The 13,226-nt window shown below is 46.6% G+C and carries 11 protein-coding genes; 3 read left to right on the plus strand and 8 right to left on the minus strand.

Annotated elements, in window-relative coordinates; translation table 11 throughout:
* Positions 1-185: 185 nt before the first annotated feature.
* From QUA10_RS24855 to QUA10_RS24885, 7 genes are all read right to left on the minus strand, one after another.
* Positions 186-1,226 carry a tetratricopeptide repeat protein gene (locus tag QUA10_RS24855; protein ID WP_333085237.1) on the minus strand — a complete coding sequence of 347 codons (1,041 nt, stop codon included), beginning with the start codon at positions 1,224-1,226 and terminating at the stop codon, positions 186-188.
* Positions 1,227-1,676: 450 nt separating this feature from the next.
* A complete protein-coding gene (locus QUA10_RS24860) occupies positions 1,677-2,450 on the minus strand; it encodes a BMC domain-containing protein (RefSeq protein WP_333085236.1) in 774 nt (257 codons plus the stop codon).
* Positions 2,451-2,655: 205 nt separating this feature from the next.
* The gene (locus QUA10_RS24865) at positions 2,656-3,333 is read right to left on the minus strand and encodes a carbon dioxide concentrating mechanism protein (RefSeq protein WP_333085235.1); all 678 of its coding nucleotides are present in this window, start codon (positions 3,331-3,333) and stop codon (positions 2,656-2,658) included.
* A gap of 289 nt (positions 3,334-3,622) precedes the next feature.
* Positions 3,623-5,260, minus strand: coding sequence for a ribulose bisphosphate carboxylase small subunit (locus QUA10_RS24870; RefSeq protein ID WP_333085234.1), 1,638 nt, complete (start codon positions 5,258-5,260; stop codon positions 3,623-3,625).
* Positions 5,261-5,378: 118 nt separating this feature from the next.
* Complete coding sequence (locus tag QUA10_RS24875) at positions 5,379-5,684, minus strand: EutN/CcmL family microcompartment protein (protein ID WP_006635057.1); 306 nt, start codon at positions 5,682-5,684, stop codon at positions 5,379-5,381.
* 308 nt (positions 5,685-5,992) lie between these two features.
* Positions 5,993-6,334 carry a carbon dioxide-concentrating mechanism protein CcmK gene (locus tag QUA10_RS24880; RefSeq protein WP_006635058.1) on the minus strand — a complete coding sequence of 114 codons (342 nt, stop codon included), beginning with the start codon at positions 6,332-6,334 and terminating at the stop codon, positions 5,993-5,995.
* Positions 6,335-6,430: 96 nt separating this feature from the next.
* Complete coding sequence (locus tag QUA10_RS24885) at positions 6,431-6,742, minus strand: carbon dioxide-concentrating mechanism protein CcmK (RefSeq protein ID WP_006635059.1); 312 nt, start codon at positions 6,740-6,742, stop codon at positions 6,431-6,433.
* 624 nt (positions 6,743-7,366) lie between these two features.
* Between QUA10_RS24885 and QUA10_RS24890 the strand changes: the two genes are divergently transcribed.
* A complete protein-coding gene (locus QUA10_RS24890; RefSeq protein WP_333085233.1) occupies positions 7,367-9,241 on the plus strand; it encodes an NAD(P)H-quinone oxidoreductase subunit F in 1,875 nt (624 codons plus the stop codon).
* Between the two features lie 144 nt (positions 9,242-9,385).
* Here the strand turns inward: QUA10_RS24890 and QUA10_RS24895 are convergent, their stop codons facing one another.
* Positions 9,386-9,997: a Uma2 family endonuclease gene (locus QUA10_RS24895; RefSeq protein ID WP_333085232.1), complete on the minus strand. Its 612-nt coding sequence runs from the start codon at positions 9,995-9,997 to the stop codon at positions 9,386-9,388.
* Between the two features lie 128 nt (positions 9,998-10,125).
* On the opposite strand from QUA10_RS24895, the gene QUA10_RS24900 reads away from it, so the two are divergent.
* Positions 10,126-11,640: an NADH-quinone oxidoreductase subunit M gene (locus tag QUA10_RS24900; RefSeq protein ID WP_333085231.1), complete on the plus strand. Its 1,515-nt coding sequence runs from the start codon at positions 10,126-10,128 to the stop codon at positions 11,638-11,640.
* Between the two features lie 174 nt (positions 11,641-11,814).
* Positions 11,815-12,981 (plus strand): CO2 hydration protein, encoded by a 1,167-nt coding sequence (locus QUA10_RS24905; protein WP_333085230.1) that lies wholly within the window; start codon positions 11,815-11,817, stop codon positions 12,979-12,981.
* Positions 12,982-13,226 lie beyond the last annotated feature (245 nt).

Below are 13,226 nucleotides of genomic sequence, written 5' to 3' on the forward strand. Positions count from 1 at the left end.
ACGGGACAATTCGGCATAGTTCACAAAAAACTTATCAAGGCTACTATCTTACCATCATTACTTCTTGGCCACTACCGGGGGTTGCGGAATGTGGGTTAAATGTCTGTGCGTTGCATCTGCGGTTTCCTCGATCAAAGATTGAGGCAATAAGTCTAATGAATAATGGCTATTGATTACTTACTAAATCAATCATTAATAAATTCACCTTCACAGATAATCGAGTCTCGGTTCTCCAAATCTTCTTGATTCCAGACCGCGTTTAATGCTGCGGAACTTAAGGAAGTTGACATCGTATTTAAGGTTGTATTGTAGTATTCGACAGCATTATTAAGTTCTACCTGCGGCGCTTCCTTAAAGTACGAATTAATATCAGGCGTGCACCGCTGGGCCTGGTAGTATACATAAGCTTCCGCATTAATGCACATTACGTGGTAAAAATCCTTATTTGCTGCCGTCACATCTCCAAGTTTATACAGTGCTAAACCCCGGTTGAGATAAGCTTTAACATAGTTCGGATCGAGTTCTACTGCTTTGTCAAAGTCTTCAATTGCAAGCTGCATTTGTTTTAATTTATAGCGAACGCAACCTCTGTTATAATAGGCATAAACATTTTGTGGATCTATGGCGAGTGCAATGTTGTAATCGGCCATCGCCTGCGTATTGTCTCCTAATTGGTGGTAACAGAGACCTCGATTTATGTAAGCTTTGATATATTTAGGATTCAACCGCAGCGTTTCATTAAAGTTTTCTGTTGCTGCCTCTTTTTCTCCCAAAAGGTAGTAAGCGCGCCCCCGGTTGTAATAGGTTTTATAATTGTTGGAATTGATAGATAGAGCTCGATTGTAGTCTTCTATTGCTTCTTCGTAATTTCCTAAATTAGCAAGTACAAGTCCCCGGTTGTTGTAGATAGCGTGGCTGTTAGGCTTATTTGCTAAAGCGCAGTTGAGATCTTCAATGGCTTTTTCGTGTTCTCCGAGATGACGCCAAGCATTGCCTCGATTCAAGTAAGCCTCGAACAAATTAGGATTGATATCTAGGGCTTGGCTGAGGTCGGCGATCGCTTTTTGGTAGTCTTTCATGTAATAGTAAACCAAGCCGCGATTGTTATAGGCTTTGGCATCGGCGGGATTGAGTTGCAGTATCTGATCGAAGTCCTCAAGTGCCGCTTCATAGTTTCCTTTCTTGGCGCTGTGCAAACCGCGCTTGTAAAATTGTTTGAGGTTCATAGGTCAACTTTCAAGAGTGCTTGATTCTGGGGGTTGATTCCTGTGCAGTCAGTTTTGAGTTCGACAGCCGTTCATCTGTTGAAAGAGCATCCACCTGCGGTTAGATTAACTCTTAAATGATTCCCGGCAATCTACCGTAAACAGGATTTTTGGTTTATTTTAACAGTAGTTAAATCCTGTTTAAAGGCTCTGCACGTGGGCGGGATTTACTTATTAGTCAGTTCGATTGTTTACCCGATCGACTTAATCTCAAAAGTCTAGTTTTACTTGGTGCTCTGTGTCTCTTGATGCGGCGGCGATCGGCTCGATCGCCAAATTAAGTTTGAGACCGCTACTCAGTATAAATTTTTACCAGCCGTCCTACCGAGTAAACTCTATATTTTTTTGACAAACTTCGTCTCAGTATTTGCTGCCGTACGTCTGTACAAACTTTTGTTGCCTAATTACCAATTAACGATTGATTTCCTCTTCCACATAAACTCTCAATTTCTCCAAATCGGGAAGTTCAATCAATTCTTGTTCCTTTTCCTTAACCGACATAGGCATCATTACCGGTTTACGGTGTTCGATCCAGCAACTCGCCAGGGGCAAAGTTTGTTCCAAATCTTCCAAAGGCCTCGGAATTACCATCACCGCGTTCAACTCGCCAATTCGCTCAGCTTCGTACATCCCGGCTTCTACGGCTACTGCTACATCTGCAACTGCACCGCGAATAATTGCCGTGCACAAACCCGCGCCAATTTTCTCGTAGGCTGCCAAGTGTACGTCGGCGGATTTGAGCATAGCATCGCAAGCACCGACCATTGCCGGAAATCCCCGGGTTTCGAGCAAACCGATCGCCTGATTGCTAAGCCGAGAATAATTGCCACTTTCGGAAAGTTCAGTCAGCCGAAAGCCGATCGGCAAAACCACTTCCAAATTAGCCAAAGGTCTAGCAATCACCAACTTAGAAACAAACTGCCCGAACTGTTCGGCAGTTTGAGCTCCAGCTTCCACAGCCAAACGCACATCCGAAATTCTGCCCCGGACGATCGCGGTACAGTGACCGGAACCAATTTTTTCGTATCCTACTAAAATCACTCCTGCCGACTTCAGCATCATGTCAGCAGTCCCCACAATAGCCGGAAAACTCTTGGTGGATACCAAACCCAAAGCAGTGTCTTTGAAGTATTCCTGGCGCTGCGATCGCTCTTCGTGACTGTTACGATCTGTTTGTCCGTCCATCTTCTATTACCCTTAGAAACTTCCCAAAATAAAAATTTGTTGATAGTTTATAGTTTCTCAGATGAGAAGACAGACTGCACGAGCTACAAGACACAGATTGCTACGGCAAGGCCTGACAAATTGCTGAGCTACCAATAATATGAGATTACCTATTTATATTTGATCTTTCTGCCTTCAGCATAGCTGCCTTTTGCCGAAATGACGGCTACCCGGAACCGCCCGATAGAGTTTGCCCGTTTTCCTCCGATCGATTAAAAGCTTGTCGGTGCGGAAACAGTGTCCCCAATAGCCGATTGATGTGAGCTTGACCGTAGAGAATAGTCGGCGTTTCCCCTGGTTGGGGCGGATCTGCTGCGGTGGATTCCGGCGGGTCTGGGGCCGTCTCCGGCGCAGTTTGAGGCGGTGTTTCGGGGGGTTGTGGCGGCTCGATCGGCTCGATCGGTCGATCGACTGGTGGCGTAGTGGCTTCGGGGGTTTCTGGTGATGTTGGCGCTGTTTTTGGCGCTGTTGCGGTTGCTTCTGGGGCGACTTGGCGGCTGGTATCTCCCATTAGAGAACCTGCTGGCATAATTTGCATTTTGTCAATACAAGGATTGATTAGGGTGGTCGCGGCGCCAATACAGGCATTTTCCCCGATCGTTCCCGCACCTACCACCAGCACTCCTGCACCAAGAATAACGCCCGCCGCGATTTCCAGAGTACCTTCACGGGCGTGAAGGATAACTCCCATACCGATACAGGCACCGGCAGCGATCGAGATCCGGCTTCCGGGATCTGCTTGCAGGATTGCTCCAGGGGCGATCGCCGCACCCTCATTCACAACTACATCGCCACTCATCAAAATCTGAGAGTTGCTACTTAATTGCAGTGGCGATAAATACATTCAACTTCACCATGAAAGGAGCGATTTTTTTAGATCAAAGGACTTTAAATTATGGGTTTTTTCGACTAATAAATTTAACCATGTCAATCTAAGAAACGATAATTTACTAATACTGAGAAGATTGATGCTTTAACGTTTCCTAGAAAGTTCCAGAAGATTCTAGATTTTGACCAACCCTTCTCAATCGAGCTTTTTAACTATCTCAAATCCAACTTCAATCCGCTTGGATTTCTCCCGTGGGCACCTGTGCGAGGGCTTAACGGGAGAAACAAGCTAATTACCAGGCAAATTAAGGTCGTTGGATAATTTCTTCGAGTACCCGGCGCTTCGCCTTGGAGTCGATGCCCAGCAAACGGACGTACTCGCCACTGTGTTCTTTGAGACAGCTTTCGAGGGCAGAAATCACTTCGGATTCGCGGTTGGATGAGATCGGGGCGCAACTGCTCCAAGAACCGGTGCGGAAACGGCGCGCGTCGGCGTGTTCCGTGCCAATTTTGTAGCCTTGGGAAAGCAGGTTGCGGATTTGGTCGATCGTCTTGCCGGTCAAACTTCCGCTGCTGGCCGAACCAGTCGAAGCTGCTTTGTATCCCGATGTTGCTGCCGGCTTAGCCGATTGAGCAACCGGGCCGTCTGGACGCTGAATAAGTTCTTCAACGACACGCCGCTTAGCTTTCGGGTCAATCCCGATTAAGCGCACGTACTCGCCCGGGTACTGATTCATCACAGATTCCAAAGCGGCGATCGCCTCAGATTCGTTTCTGACTTGCAGCGAAGCCCCGCTTTGCCAAGAACTGGTGCGGAAGCGGCGCGCGTCGGCGTGTTCCGTGCCAATTTTGTAGCCTTGAGCTAGCAAGCCGCGAACCTGAGTCACTGTTTCGGCACTCAATTTTCCGCTTGACACGGAACCGCTATTGTGGTATGAAGCTTGTTGTGCAACTTTACCGTTAGATTGGTGAGTTTTCGCACCGTTAGAACCGTTAGAGCCGTTGTCTCCCGGTCTTTGGACGATTTCTTCTAGTACGCGGCGCTTGGCTTTGGTGTCAATCCCAATCAAGCGGACGTATTCTCCTTGGTGTTCAGCCATGCAAGCTGACAAAGCCGCGATCACTTCTGAGTCACGGGTTGAGGAAATCGGGCCGCAAGTACGCCAAGAACCGGTCCGGAAGCGGCGTGCGTCGGCGTGCTCGGCTCCCACGCTGTATCCTTGAGCTAGTAAATTACGGATGCTATCGGCAAGAGTTGAACTCAATTGGGTGCCGGCATGGGTAGAATATTTGGTTTGAGTCATATTTGGGTTTTTAGTTTGCTCGTTGCGAATTGGTGCTAGACAGGCGATGTTCTCAGCGCAGCGATAACCCGTTCTCAGAGCGTCATTGATGCCGATGACATGGGTCGCAAATTGAATGTCAGAATCTTGAACGTCAGGCAAGCGATCGGCTTGCTTCTGATTAGTGATGATGGCTCCCGAAGGTACGTACTTACCGGGGGGAATCTCCACATCTTTAATTAGTACGTGCATCATGACAATGCAGCCGTTGCCCACTCTGGCATTGAACACCGTGGAGCGAAAGCCGATAAAGCAGTTGTCGCCCACGTAGGCCGGGCCGTGAATTAAACTCATGTGGGTGAGGGAAGTATTTTTCCCCACCCACACAGAATAAGATTTGTCGTCGTCTCCTGTGACTCGGCCTTGTTCTAGGCCGTGAATCACTACTCCGTCTTGAATGTTGCTTCCTTGTCCGATATAAAAAGGAGTACCTTCATCGGCGCGGATAGATGTCCCGGGGGCAATCATCACATTAGAACCGATCTGCACATCCCCAATAATGTTAGAAAAGGAATGTACGAAGGCGGTGTCGTGAATTTTAGGCTCAGCCAAGTTTTTCGACCAAGGCGTCGGGGGAGCCGCAACGTTGCGGACTGCCATAAATTAAGTTCTCCTAAACTGAAAAATCTTTTTGTTAGTTGTTAGTTGTTAGTTGTTAGTTGTTAGTTGTTAGTTGTTAGTTATTTTTCCACTAACTGCTAACTGCTAACGCTTGCAACTAGCCGTACGGGTCGTCTTTTTTACTGTAAATGAGGCGGTTTTCTACATTGACAGTATCTATAATGCCTACTACTAGAGCATCGATCGGACGGTTTTCGCTTCCGGGCGCGATCCGGGCTGCGCTGCCTCGGGTCACTAAAACCCATTCATCTATACCAGCGCCCACACAGTCAGCGGCTACCTCATAGCCGGGAACTGGCGAACCTTCCTCATCGATGAATTGCAGCAGTAGAAATTTCGATCCTCTCAGCGTCGGCTCTTTTTGGGTACTGACAACTGTGCCGAGAACTTTGGCCATTTGCATTTTAGGTAATAGGTAATAGGTAATTGGTAATTGTCATTTTTACAGGGTCACTTGTCTTTTTTTTATTAGTTTTGCTCAGTCCGCTGTCCGCCGTTTAGAGTTATTCGTCTAGTAACTAATGACTCATGACTAATGACTAATGACTAATGACTCATGACTAATGACTCATGACTAATAACCAATATCCCATGCCCACCTCAATTAAAAATTAAAAATGCTAAATCAAAAACATCGCGATTTTTAATTTTTAATTACCAAACGCCCCTAACAGCCGTGAAGCGAAGCTATCCCGTAGGGAATCGCCTATCTTATGATCTGTTGAGAGGGCGAATGCCGCTGACGCCTTCACGGAACTGTTCTACAGCTTCGGTGTAGCGAATCGGCAACACGTACTCTAAGTTTTCGTGAGGGCGGGCGATAATGTGGGTGGACATCACTTGTCCGCCGTTAACGCGCTTCACTGACTCTACTCCGGCTGCGACAGAAGCTTGCACTTCCGAGACATCTCCTCTTACAATGACCGTAACCCGAGCGCTACCGATTTTTTCGTAGCCTACCAAGGTGACGCGGGCTGCTTTGACCATCGCGTCAGCGGCTTCTACCACTGCGGGGAAGCCTAGGGTTTCGATCATGCCAACTGCAATTGCCATTGGTTTTACTCCTGATTGAATATTTGGGGAACTAAACAGTTAATTTTTGACGATCGCACAAATTTTCTTTTAACAAAACTTTTGTGCGCTAAGAACTTAGTAGCCTCGGAACTGTTCTACTGCTTCTGTATATCGAATCGGCAGAACGTATTCTAGGTTTTCGTGGGGGCGAGCGATGATGTGGGTAGAGACGACTTCTCCGCCGTTCACACGCTTGACGGATTCCACTCCTGCTGCGACTGAGGCTTGGACTTCCGACACGTTGCCGCGCACAATTACGGTGACGCGGGCGCTGCCGATTTTTTCATAACCCACAAGGGTAACGCGGGCAGCTTTGACCATAGCATCGGCAGCTTCCACAACAGCGGGAAAACCTTTTGTCTCAATCATTCCCACGGCAATTGACATTTTTGAATCTCCTTTGAGGATGAGCGAAATTACCGTTACAAATCTTTGAGAAATCTAAAAATTTGGACGGGGAGGCCCACATTTTTTAGTAATGCAGTGTAAAGCTTCCTATCCTATAAGAATAGGGGAAGCTGTCCACCTTGACAATATAAACTAACATCATAATGTTTAATAACAAAAATTAAAATTTTTTATGTTACTTAAAATAATTTCATATTTATTTAATAATCTTAATATTTAGAGGGATAGATACCGAGAGCGAGGGGGGATTAAAGTAAGTAAGAATACTCATCAAGTAGAGTTCGGTATGCGAAGCCGGAGCTGATCGCTGGCGGGAAACTAGGGGATTTCAAAATGGGGATCGCAGGGAAATCGGCAAAAAAGGCAGCCTTGGCCCATCGGCAGGCATTTTTTTCTTTGACTGCCTCCTCTGCTCAGCCTATAATTTTGTGTTGAGATAATTATCAGTTTTGATGCTTTCATGTATAGTTAATCTGGACTGCAAATTATTTTGCCACAACTATTACGATCGGGTTTAGTCAAAGTTTTAGGGCCTCGCGCGATCGCCCGCGACTGTTTTTGTATGAAGGCAGCTCGTAATTTGAAGTTTAAGGGATAAATTAAATGACTCAATTTCTCCTCCAAGCCTGTTGGTGGGTACCTTTATATGGCTTAATAGGCGCAATTTTAACTTTGCCGTGGTCTACCGGCACCATTCGCAGAACAGGGCCAAGACCTGCAGCTTACTTCAATTTGCTGATGACGGTGGTGGCTTTCATACACGGATCAGTTATTTTTACAGCGACTTGGGATCAACCGCCTCAACAGTTGCTCGTGCACTGGGTGCAAGCAGCCGATTTAGATTTGTCTTTTGCAATAGAAATCTCCACCGTCAGCGTCGGAGCAATGGAGTTAGTTAGTGTTCTGAGTTTGCTAGCACAAATTTACGCTCTAGGCTACATGGAAAAAGACTGGGCGCTAGCTCGATTTTTTGGGCTGATGGGTTTTTTTGAAGCGGCAATTAGCGGCATTGCCATTAGCGACTCGCTGCTTCTAACTTACGGTTTGTTGGAAGTGCTGACGCTTTCAACTTATTTGCTAGTCGGGTTTTGGTACGCTCAACCGCTGGTAGTAACGGCCGCTAGAGATGCGTTTTTAACCAAGCGTGTAGGAGACGTGCCACTGCTGATGGGAGTAGTGACGCTTTCAACTTTAGCGGGAAGTTTGAATTTTTCCGATTTGGAAACATGGGCGGAAACAGCAACTTTGTCTCCCCTAGTGGCGACTCTTTTAGGTTTGGCTTTAATCTCCGCACCTACGGCCAAGTGCGCTCAATTTCCCTTCCATTTGTGGCTCGACGAGGCGATGGAAGGGCCAAACCCGGCTTCGATTATGCGGAATACGGTAGTTGTGGGCGCTGGGGCTTATGTTTTGATTAAACTTCAGCCTGTTTTAGCGCTGTCGCCCGTGACGGATGCGGTGCTGGTGGTTTTGGGTGCGGTAACGGCTGTTGGCGCTTCCTTGGTGGCGATCGCCCAAATCGACATCAAAAGAGCACTATCGCATTCTACCAGTGCCTCTTTGGGTTTGGTGTTTATCGCCGTGGGGCTAAATCAAGTTGACATTGCTTTGCTGTTGCTGTTCGCGCACTCGATCGCCAAGGGCCTATTATTCATGAGCGTAGGGTCAATTATTACCACAACTAACACTCAAGATTTAACAGAAATGGGTGGGTTGTGGTCGAAGATGCCTGCCACGACTACGGCTTATTTAGTAGGCGCTGCGGGGATGGTAGCCCTGTTGCCTCTGGGCAACTTTTGGGCGATGCGACGCTGGCTCAACGGTTTTTGGACAGTGCCTTTGTGGCTGGTAGTTGTGTTGCTTTTGGTTAACGGTTTGACAGCGCTAAATTTAACTCGCATATTCGGTTTAGTGTTTGCTGGAAAACCGCAGCCGAAAACTCGCAGAGCTCCAGAAGTTGGTTGGCCGATGGCTTTGCCGATGGTAATTTTGACAGTGATGGGGCTATTAGTGCCTTGGATGTTGCAGCGGTGGCAACTATTAATTAGTTGGACTGGGCCTTGGGCGGAAACGGGAGATTTTGATGCTTTAAATTTGCTTTTGAAGACGCTGGATACGCCGCTGTTGTTGTTATCTGGGTTGATGGGCGTTGCGGTTGGGGTGGCGATTTATTGGTACGGGGTTTTACCTCGACCGGTACGGCTGCCGGTGCCGGCGGTGCAGGATTTGTTCGCTTACGATTTTTATATTGATCGAGTTTACCGCTTGACTGTCGTTTGGGCGGTGGCTTTTATTTCTAAAATCAGCGCTTGGACTGATAAGTATGTGGTGGATGGGGCGGTGAATTTGTTCGGTTTTGCCACAATTTTCAGCGGCGAAGGGTTGAAGTACAGCGGCACCGGTCAGTCGCAGTTTTATGTGTTGACTATTGTGGGGGGGGTTGCGGTGTTGCTGGCGTTGATTATTTGGCAGTTTTAAACCGCAGTGGTTGGCAGATGAATTTTTCGGGGTTTGTCTGCTTTTTGTCTGATGTTATTTAATTTTAAACCGCAGATGAGGGCGGATGAACGCAGATGAACGCAGATGATTTTATTCTGGGTTTGTCTGCTTTTTTATCTAATTTTATTCAAAATCGATCGGCCACAATTCTGTCACCGCAACTTCCCAACCGGGCAAAAGTTCGGGAATTGAAATCATGTCGCCGTCTCTCAATACCACTGGCTCTGCTTTCGGAGTGTAAATTGTTACGGTCCGCTTGTCGGGGTCGATTAATATTCCTACTTTTGCTCCGAGTTCGATAAATGATAAAATTTTTTCTCCCAGGGGTTTGAGGCGATCGGACTGAGATTTGATTTCTACAACTAAGTCGGGAACAAGTTCGGCAAAATACCTTTTACTTTGTTTGAGGCGATCGGCTACCACAAACGAAACATCGGGTGCTGTAAGATTTGAATTGGGGAGAATAAACCCGCCGCTGGACTCAAACACTCGTCCGAGTTTGCGCGGTTTGACCCAGTTTAGTAAAAGTCTGACTAACTCTGCCCCAATTTCGCTCGATACAATGTCTGATGGGCCCATAACGATAATCTTCCCGTCTACCAGTTCGAGTTGGTAGTCTAGATGTGCTTCCGAGAGTATACCTTGCAGTTGTTCCAAGTCGGCAACGGTGAGGCGGGTGGAAGGAGAACCGGATTTAATTTGCAAATCTTCTCGATCTGTAAGAGTTGAGGTCATAGGAGGATTCCAGAGACATTTGAATCTATGTTAACAAGAAAATCAGCCGATCGCTTTTTTATTCAGTTGCTTTGCGTTAATGTTAAATATAGCTCTAAATACTGTGTAACAAAGGAAAGTTTTAATTGATGCTCAGTGCTTTAATCTGGATACCAATGTTGGCTGCCGCCCTGATTGGGCTATGGCCCGGTTCAGTGAGTTCTAAAATAGTTCGGAATGTCGCGATCGCCATTGCGGGTATAGCTTTTATTCTATCGGTGATTTTGGCAATTCAGTTTGATGCCAGTACCAGTCAGTTGCAGTTTGCGGAATTCATTCCTTGGATAGATGTTTTGGGATTGAATTACAATCTCGGTGTTGATGGTTTGGCTCTGCCTTTGGTAATTTTAAATACTCTGCTGACAGGGGTAGCTATTTACGCTACGGATGAGTCGATCCGCAGACCTCGACTTTATTATTCTTTGATTCTGTTAATTACTGGCGGCGTAACAGGGGCTTTTTTATCTCAAAATTTGCTGCTATTTTTCCTGTTTTTTGAGGTAGAATTGATTCCGCTTTACCTGTTAATTGCGATTTGGGGAGGCGAGCGCCGGGGTTACGCTGCTACTAAGTTTTTAATCTATACTGCATTTTCGGGAATTGTGCTGCTGGCTGCTTTCTTGGGCACTGGTTGGCTTAGCGGTGCTTCGAGTTTCGATATGGTTGGTGCCGCGGGCGCATCGCATTTGCAAGGAGGATTGCCCTTGCCTTTGGTAAGGCAAATTATTTTGCTGGCAGGGGTGTTGCTGGCTTTTGGAATTAAGATGCCTTTGGTGCCTTTTCATACTTGGCTGCCGGATGCTCACGTAGAAGCTTCGACGCCGGTTTCGGTGCTGCTGGCGGGGGTGCTTTTGAAGCTGGGAACTTATGGGATGCTGCGCTTTGGTTTAGGTTTGTTTCCAGATGCGTGGGCGGTGGCGGCGCCGACTTTGGCGAGTTGGGCGGTGGTGAGTGTGCTTTACGGGGCGAGTTGCGCGATCGCCCAAAAAGATATGAAAAAAATTGTAGCTTATAGTTCGATCGCTCACATGGGCTACATTTTGTTAGCTAGCGCCGCAGCTACTCCGATTAGTATGTTGGGAACTGTTTTGCAAATGGTTAGCCACGGTTTAATTTCGGGGCTGCTATTTTTGAGTGTCGGCGTTGTTTACAAAAAATCCGGCACGCGCAACATCGATGTGCTCAAAGGTTTGTTCAATCCCGATCGCGGTTTGCCGATGATTGGCAGTTTAATGATCCTCGGCGTGATGGCAAGTGCCGGGATTCCGGGTTTGGCTGGATTTATTGCTGAATTTTTGATATTCCGGGGCAGTTTGCCAGTGTTTCCGGTGCAAACTTTGCTCTGCATGATCGGCACTGGTTTAACTTCAGTTTACTTTTTAATTATGGTCAACCGCGCCTTTTTCGGTCGCCTTTCGGATGTGGTGGTAAATTTGCCACAAGTCCGCTGGCGCGATCGCATTCCTTCGCTGGTTTTAGCAATAATTATTGCAATCATGGGAGTGCAGCCGGGAGTTTTAGTTGCTTTGAGCGAAAAAACTGCGATCGGAATGGTAGCTAATGTGCCACCCCAAGTTAAAGTGATTGCTCAAAACTTGAAATAAAATATGACCTAGGTTCGTAGCATCGGACTTTAGTCCTATGGCAGTTTTCAATCCCATGAAATACAGCAGACGGCTGTAGGGACACGGCACTGCCGTGTCCCTACCTATTCAATTCATCAGTGTATCCGTGTTCAAATCCGTGTCGTGCCTTCCTTCAGTTAAGGTTAAATAAAAATGAAAAGTACCGTATTAAAACCCTCTTCCCATCCCCTAGCCGCATACATTGACCTCTTAGAATCAGGCAAAGCTTTACTGCCTGATTCTACGGAAAATGTAGTTGAAGTTATCGGCGTGCTGAAAAGTTATGGTATTGTTTTAGATGCCTATTCTCGCAATCTCAATTATATTGCAGAAGAACAGTTTTTAGTGCTTTTTCCGTTTTTTAAATATTTCAACGGAGATGTGAATCTGCCCAAATTAATGCGCTATTTGTGGCACGATCGCATTAATTTTGAGTATGCTGAGTATGTTATGAAAACTATGCTGTGGCACGGCGGCGGGGGTTTTGACAGTTATTTGGATTCCCCGGAATTTAGCAGTTTGGTCGAAAAGGCGATCGCGGCTAAACTGAAAGGCAATTTTTTCATGCAGGGACTCAACAAAGCATTTCCTGATTTTTTGCCGGAACAAGTGCGGATGCTGGCTTACTACACCGGTCTCGGTCAGTTTTGGCGGGTCATGAGCGATTTGTTTATTGATTTGTCCGATTGCTACGAAGCCGGTAAAATTAAGTCGATCGCAGAAGTAGTTGATTTTATCTTAGCAGGTTTGGTTAGCGCCGCTAATTTGCCAATTACCTACAGCGTCAAGATTGGCGGTCAAGTCTACGATATCATTCCGGCATCGGCTAACTTGACATTTTTACCAGATGTAGCAGTGCCTTATGTAGAATCAATTTTCTTTCGGGGAACAGCTTTTTTTGGCACAGTTTCCTACAACGCTCAAGCTCATCAAATCCCGGAAGAACAAAGAGAATTTGCCTACGGGGCTTTGTTTGCTGATCCTTTACCTATTGGAGGTGCAGGGATTCCGCCAACTCAATTGATGCAAGATATGCGTCATTATTTGCCGGAGTATTTGCACGAAGTTTATCGCACTAGCTGTCGGGGTGAAGACGATGTGCGGGTGCAAATTTGCCAAAGTTTTCAGAAGTCGATGTTTTGCGTGACGACGGCGACTATTTTGGGTTTAGCACCTCATCCCATGAATACCTCCGATCCAGAGGAAAAAAAGGCTAATCGAGCTTATTTGGAAGGTTGGATGGATCGATTTGGGAATTCTCGCTTGGATTGGGCAAATCAGCCAACTAACCGGGCTTGTCAGTTGTTCCCCGAACGGTAGAAGGGCGACTGGTTTTTAGGGCGCAATGTCTCTCGGAGTTGCAAGAATATTACCTGAAGAAAGCAATTGCTTACTTTTGGATACCGAAAGATCATCCGGGCGATCGCAATTATCTCACGTCCCGTAAAATAGCCGTTATCAGGCAAGTAGTGAAAACTTCAGTCCACAGACTTTTATGAGGACTGAAGTCCTCAGTACCAAACAATTTTATAGTCATTTGATCGGACTTAATATGACCTGATAAA

Source organism: Microcoleus sp. Pol8_D6 (assembly GCF_036700965.1).
Lineage (GTDB): Bacteria > Cyanobacteriota > Cyanobacteriia > Cyanobacteriales > Microcoleaceae > Microcoleus.

Excerpts from the sequence above, each read along its gene's own strand:
- QUA10_RS24855 (WP_333085237.1), bottom strand. The coding sequence starts at position 1,226 with ATGAACCTCAAACAATTTTACAAGCGCGGTTTGCACAGCGCCAAGAAA.
- QUA10_RS24860 (WP_333085236.1), bottom strand. The coding sequence starts at position 2,450 with ATGGACGGACAAACAGATCGTAACAGTCACGAAGAGCGATCGCAGCGC.
- QUA10_RS24865 (WP_333085235.1), bottom strand. The coding sequence starts at position 3,333 with ATGTATTTATCGCCACTGCAATTAAGTAGCAACTCTCAGATTTTGATG.
- QUA10_RS24870 (WP_333085234.1), bottom strand. The coding sequence starts at position 5,260 with ATGGCAGTCCGCAACGTTGCGGCTCCCCCGACGCCTTGGTCGAAAAAC.
- QUA10_RS24875 (WP_006635057.1), bottom strand. The coding sequence starts at position 5,684 with ATGCAAATGGCCAAAGTTCTCGGCACAGTTGTCAGTACCCAAAAAGAG.
- QUA10_RS24880 (WP_006635058.1), bottom strand. The coding sequence starts at position 6,334 with ATGGCAATTGCAGTTGGCATGATCGAAACCCTAGGCTTCCCCGCAGTG.
- QUA10_RS24885 (WP_006635059.1), bottom strand. The coding sequence starts at position 6,742 with ATGTCAATTGCCGTGGGAATGATTGAGACAAAAGGTTTTCCCGCTGTT.
- QUA10_RS24890 (WP_333085233.1), top strand. The coding sequence starts at position 7,367 with ATGACTCAATTTCTCCTCCAAGCCTGTTGGTGGGTACCTTTATATGGC.
- QUA10_RS24895 (WP_333085232.1), bottom strand. The coding sequence starts at position 9,997 with ATGACCTCAACTCTTACAGATCGAGAAGATTTGCAAATTAAATCCGGT.
- QUA10_RS24900 (WP_333085231.1), top strand. The coding sequence starts at position 10,126 with ATGCTCAGTGCTTTAATCTGGATACCAATGTTGGCTGCCGCCCTGATT.
- QUA10_RS24905 (WP_333085230.1), top strand. The coding sequence starts at position 11,815 with ATGAAAAGTACCGTATTAAAACCCTCTTCCCATCCCCTAGCCGCATAC.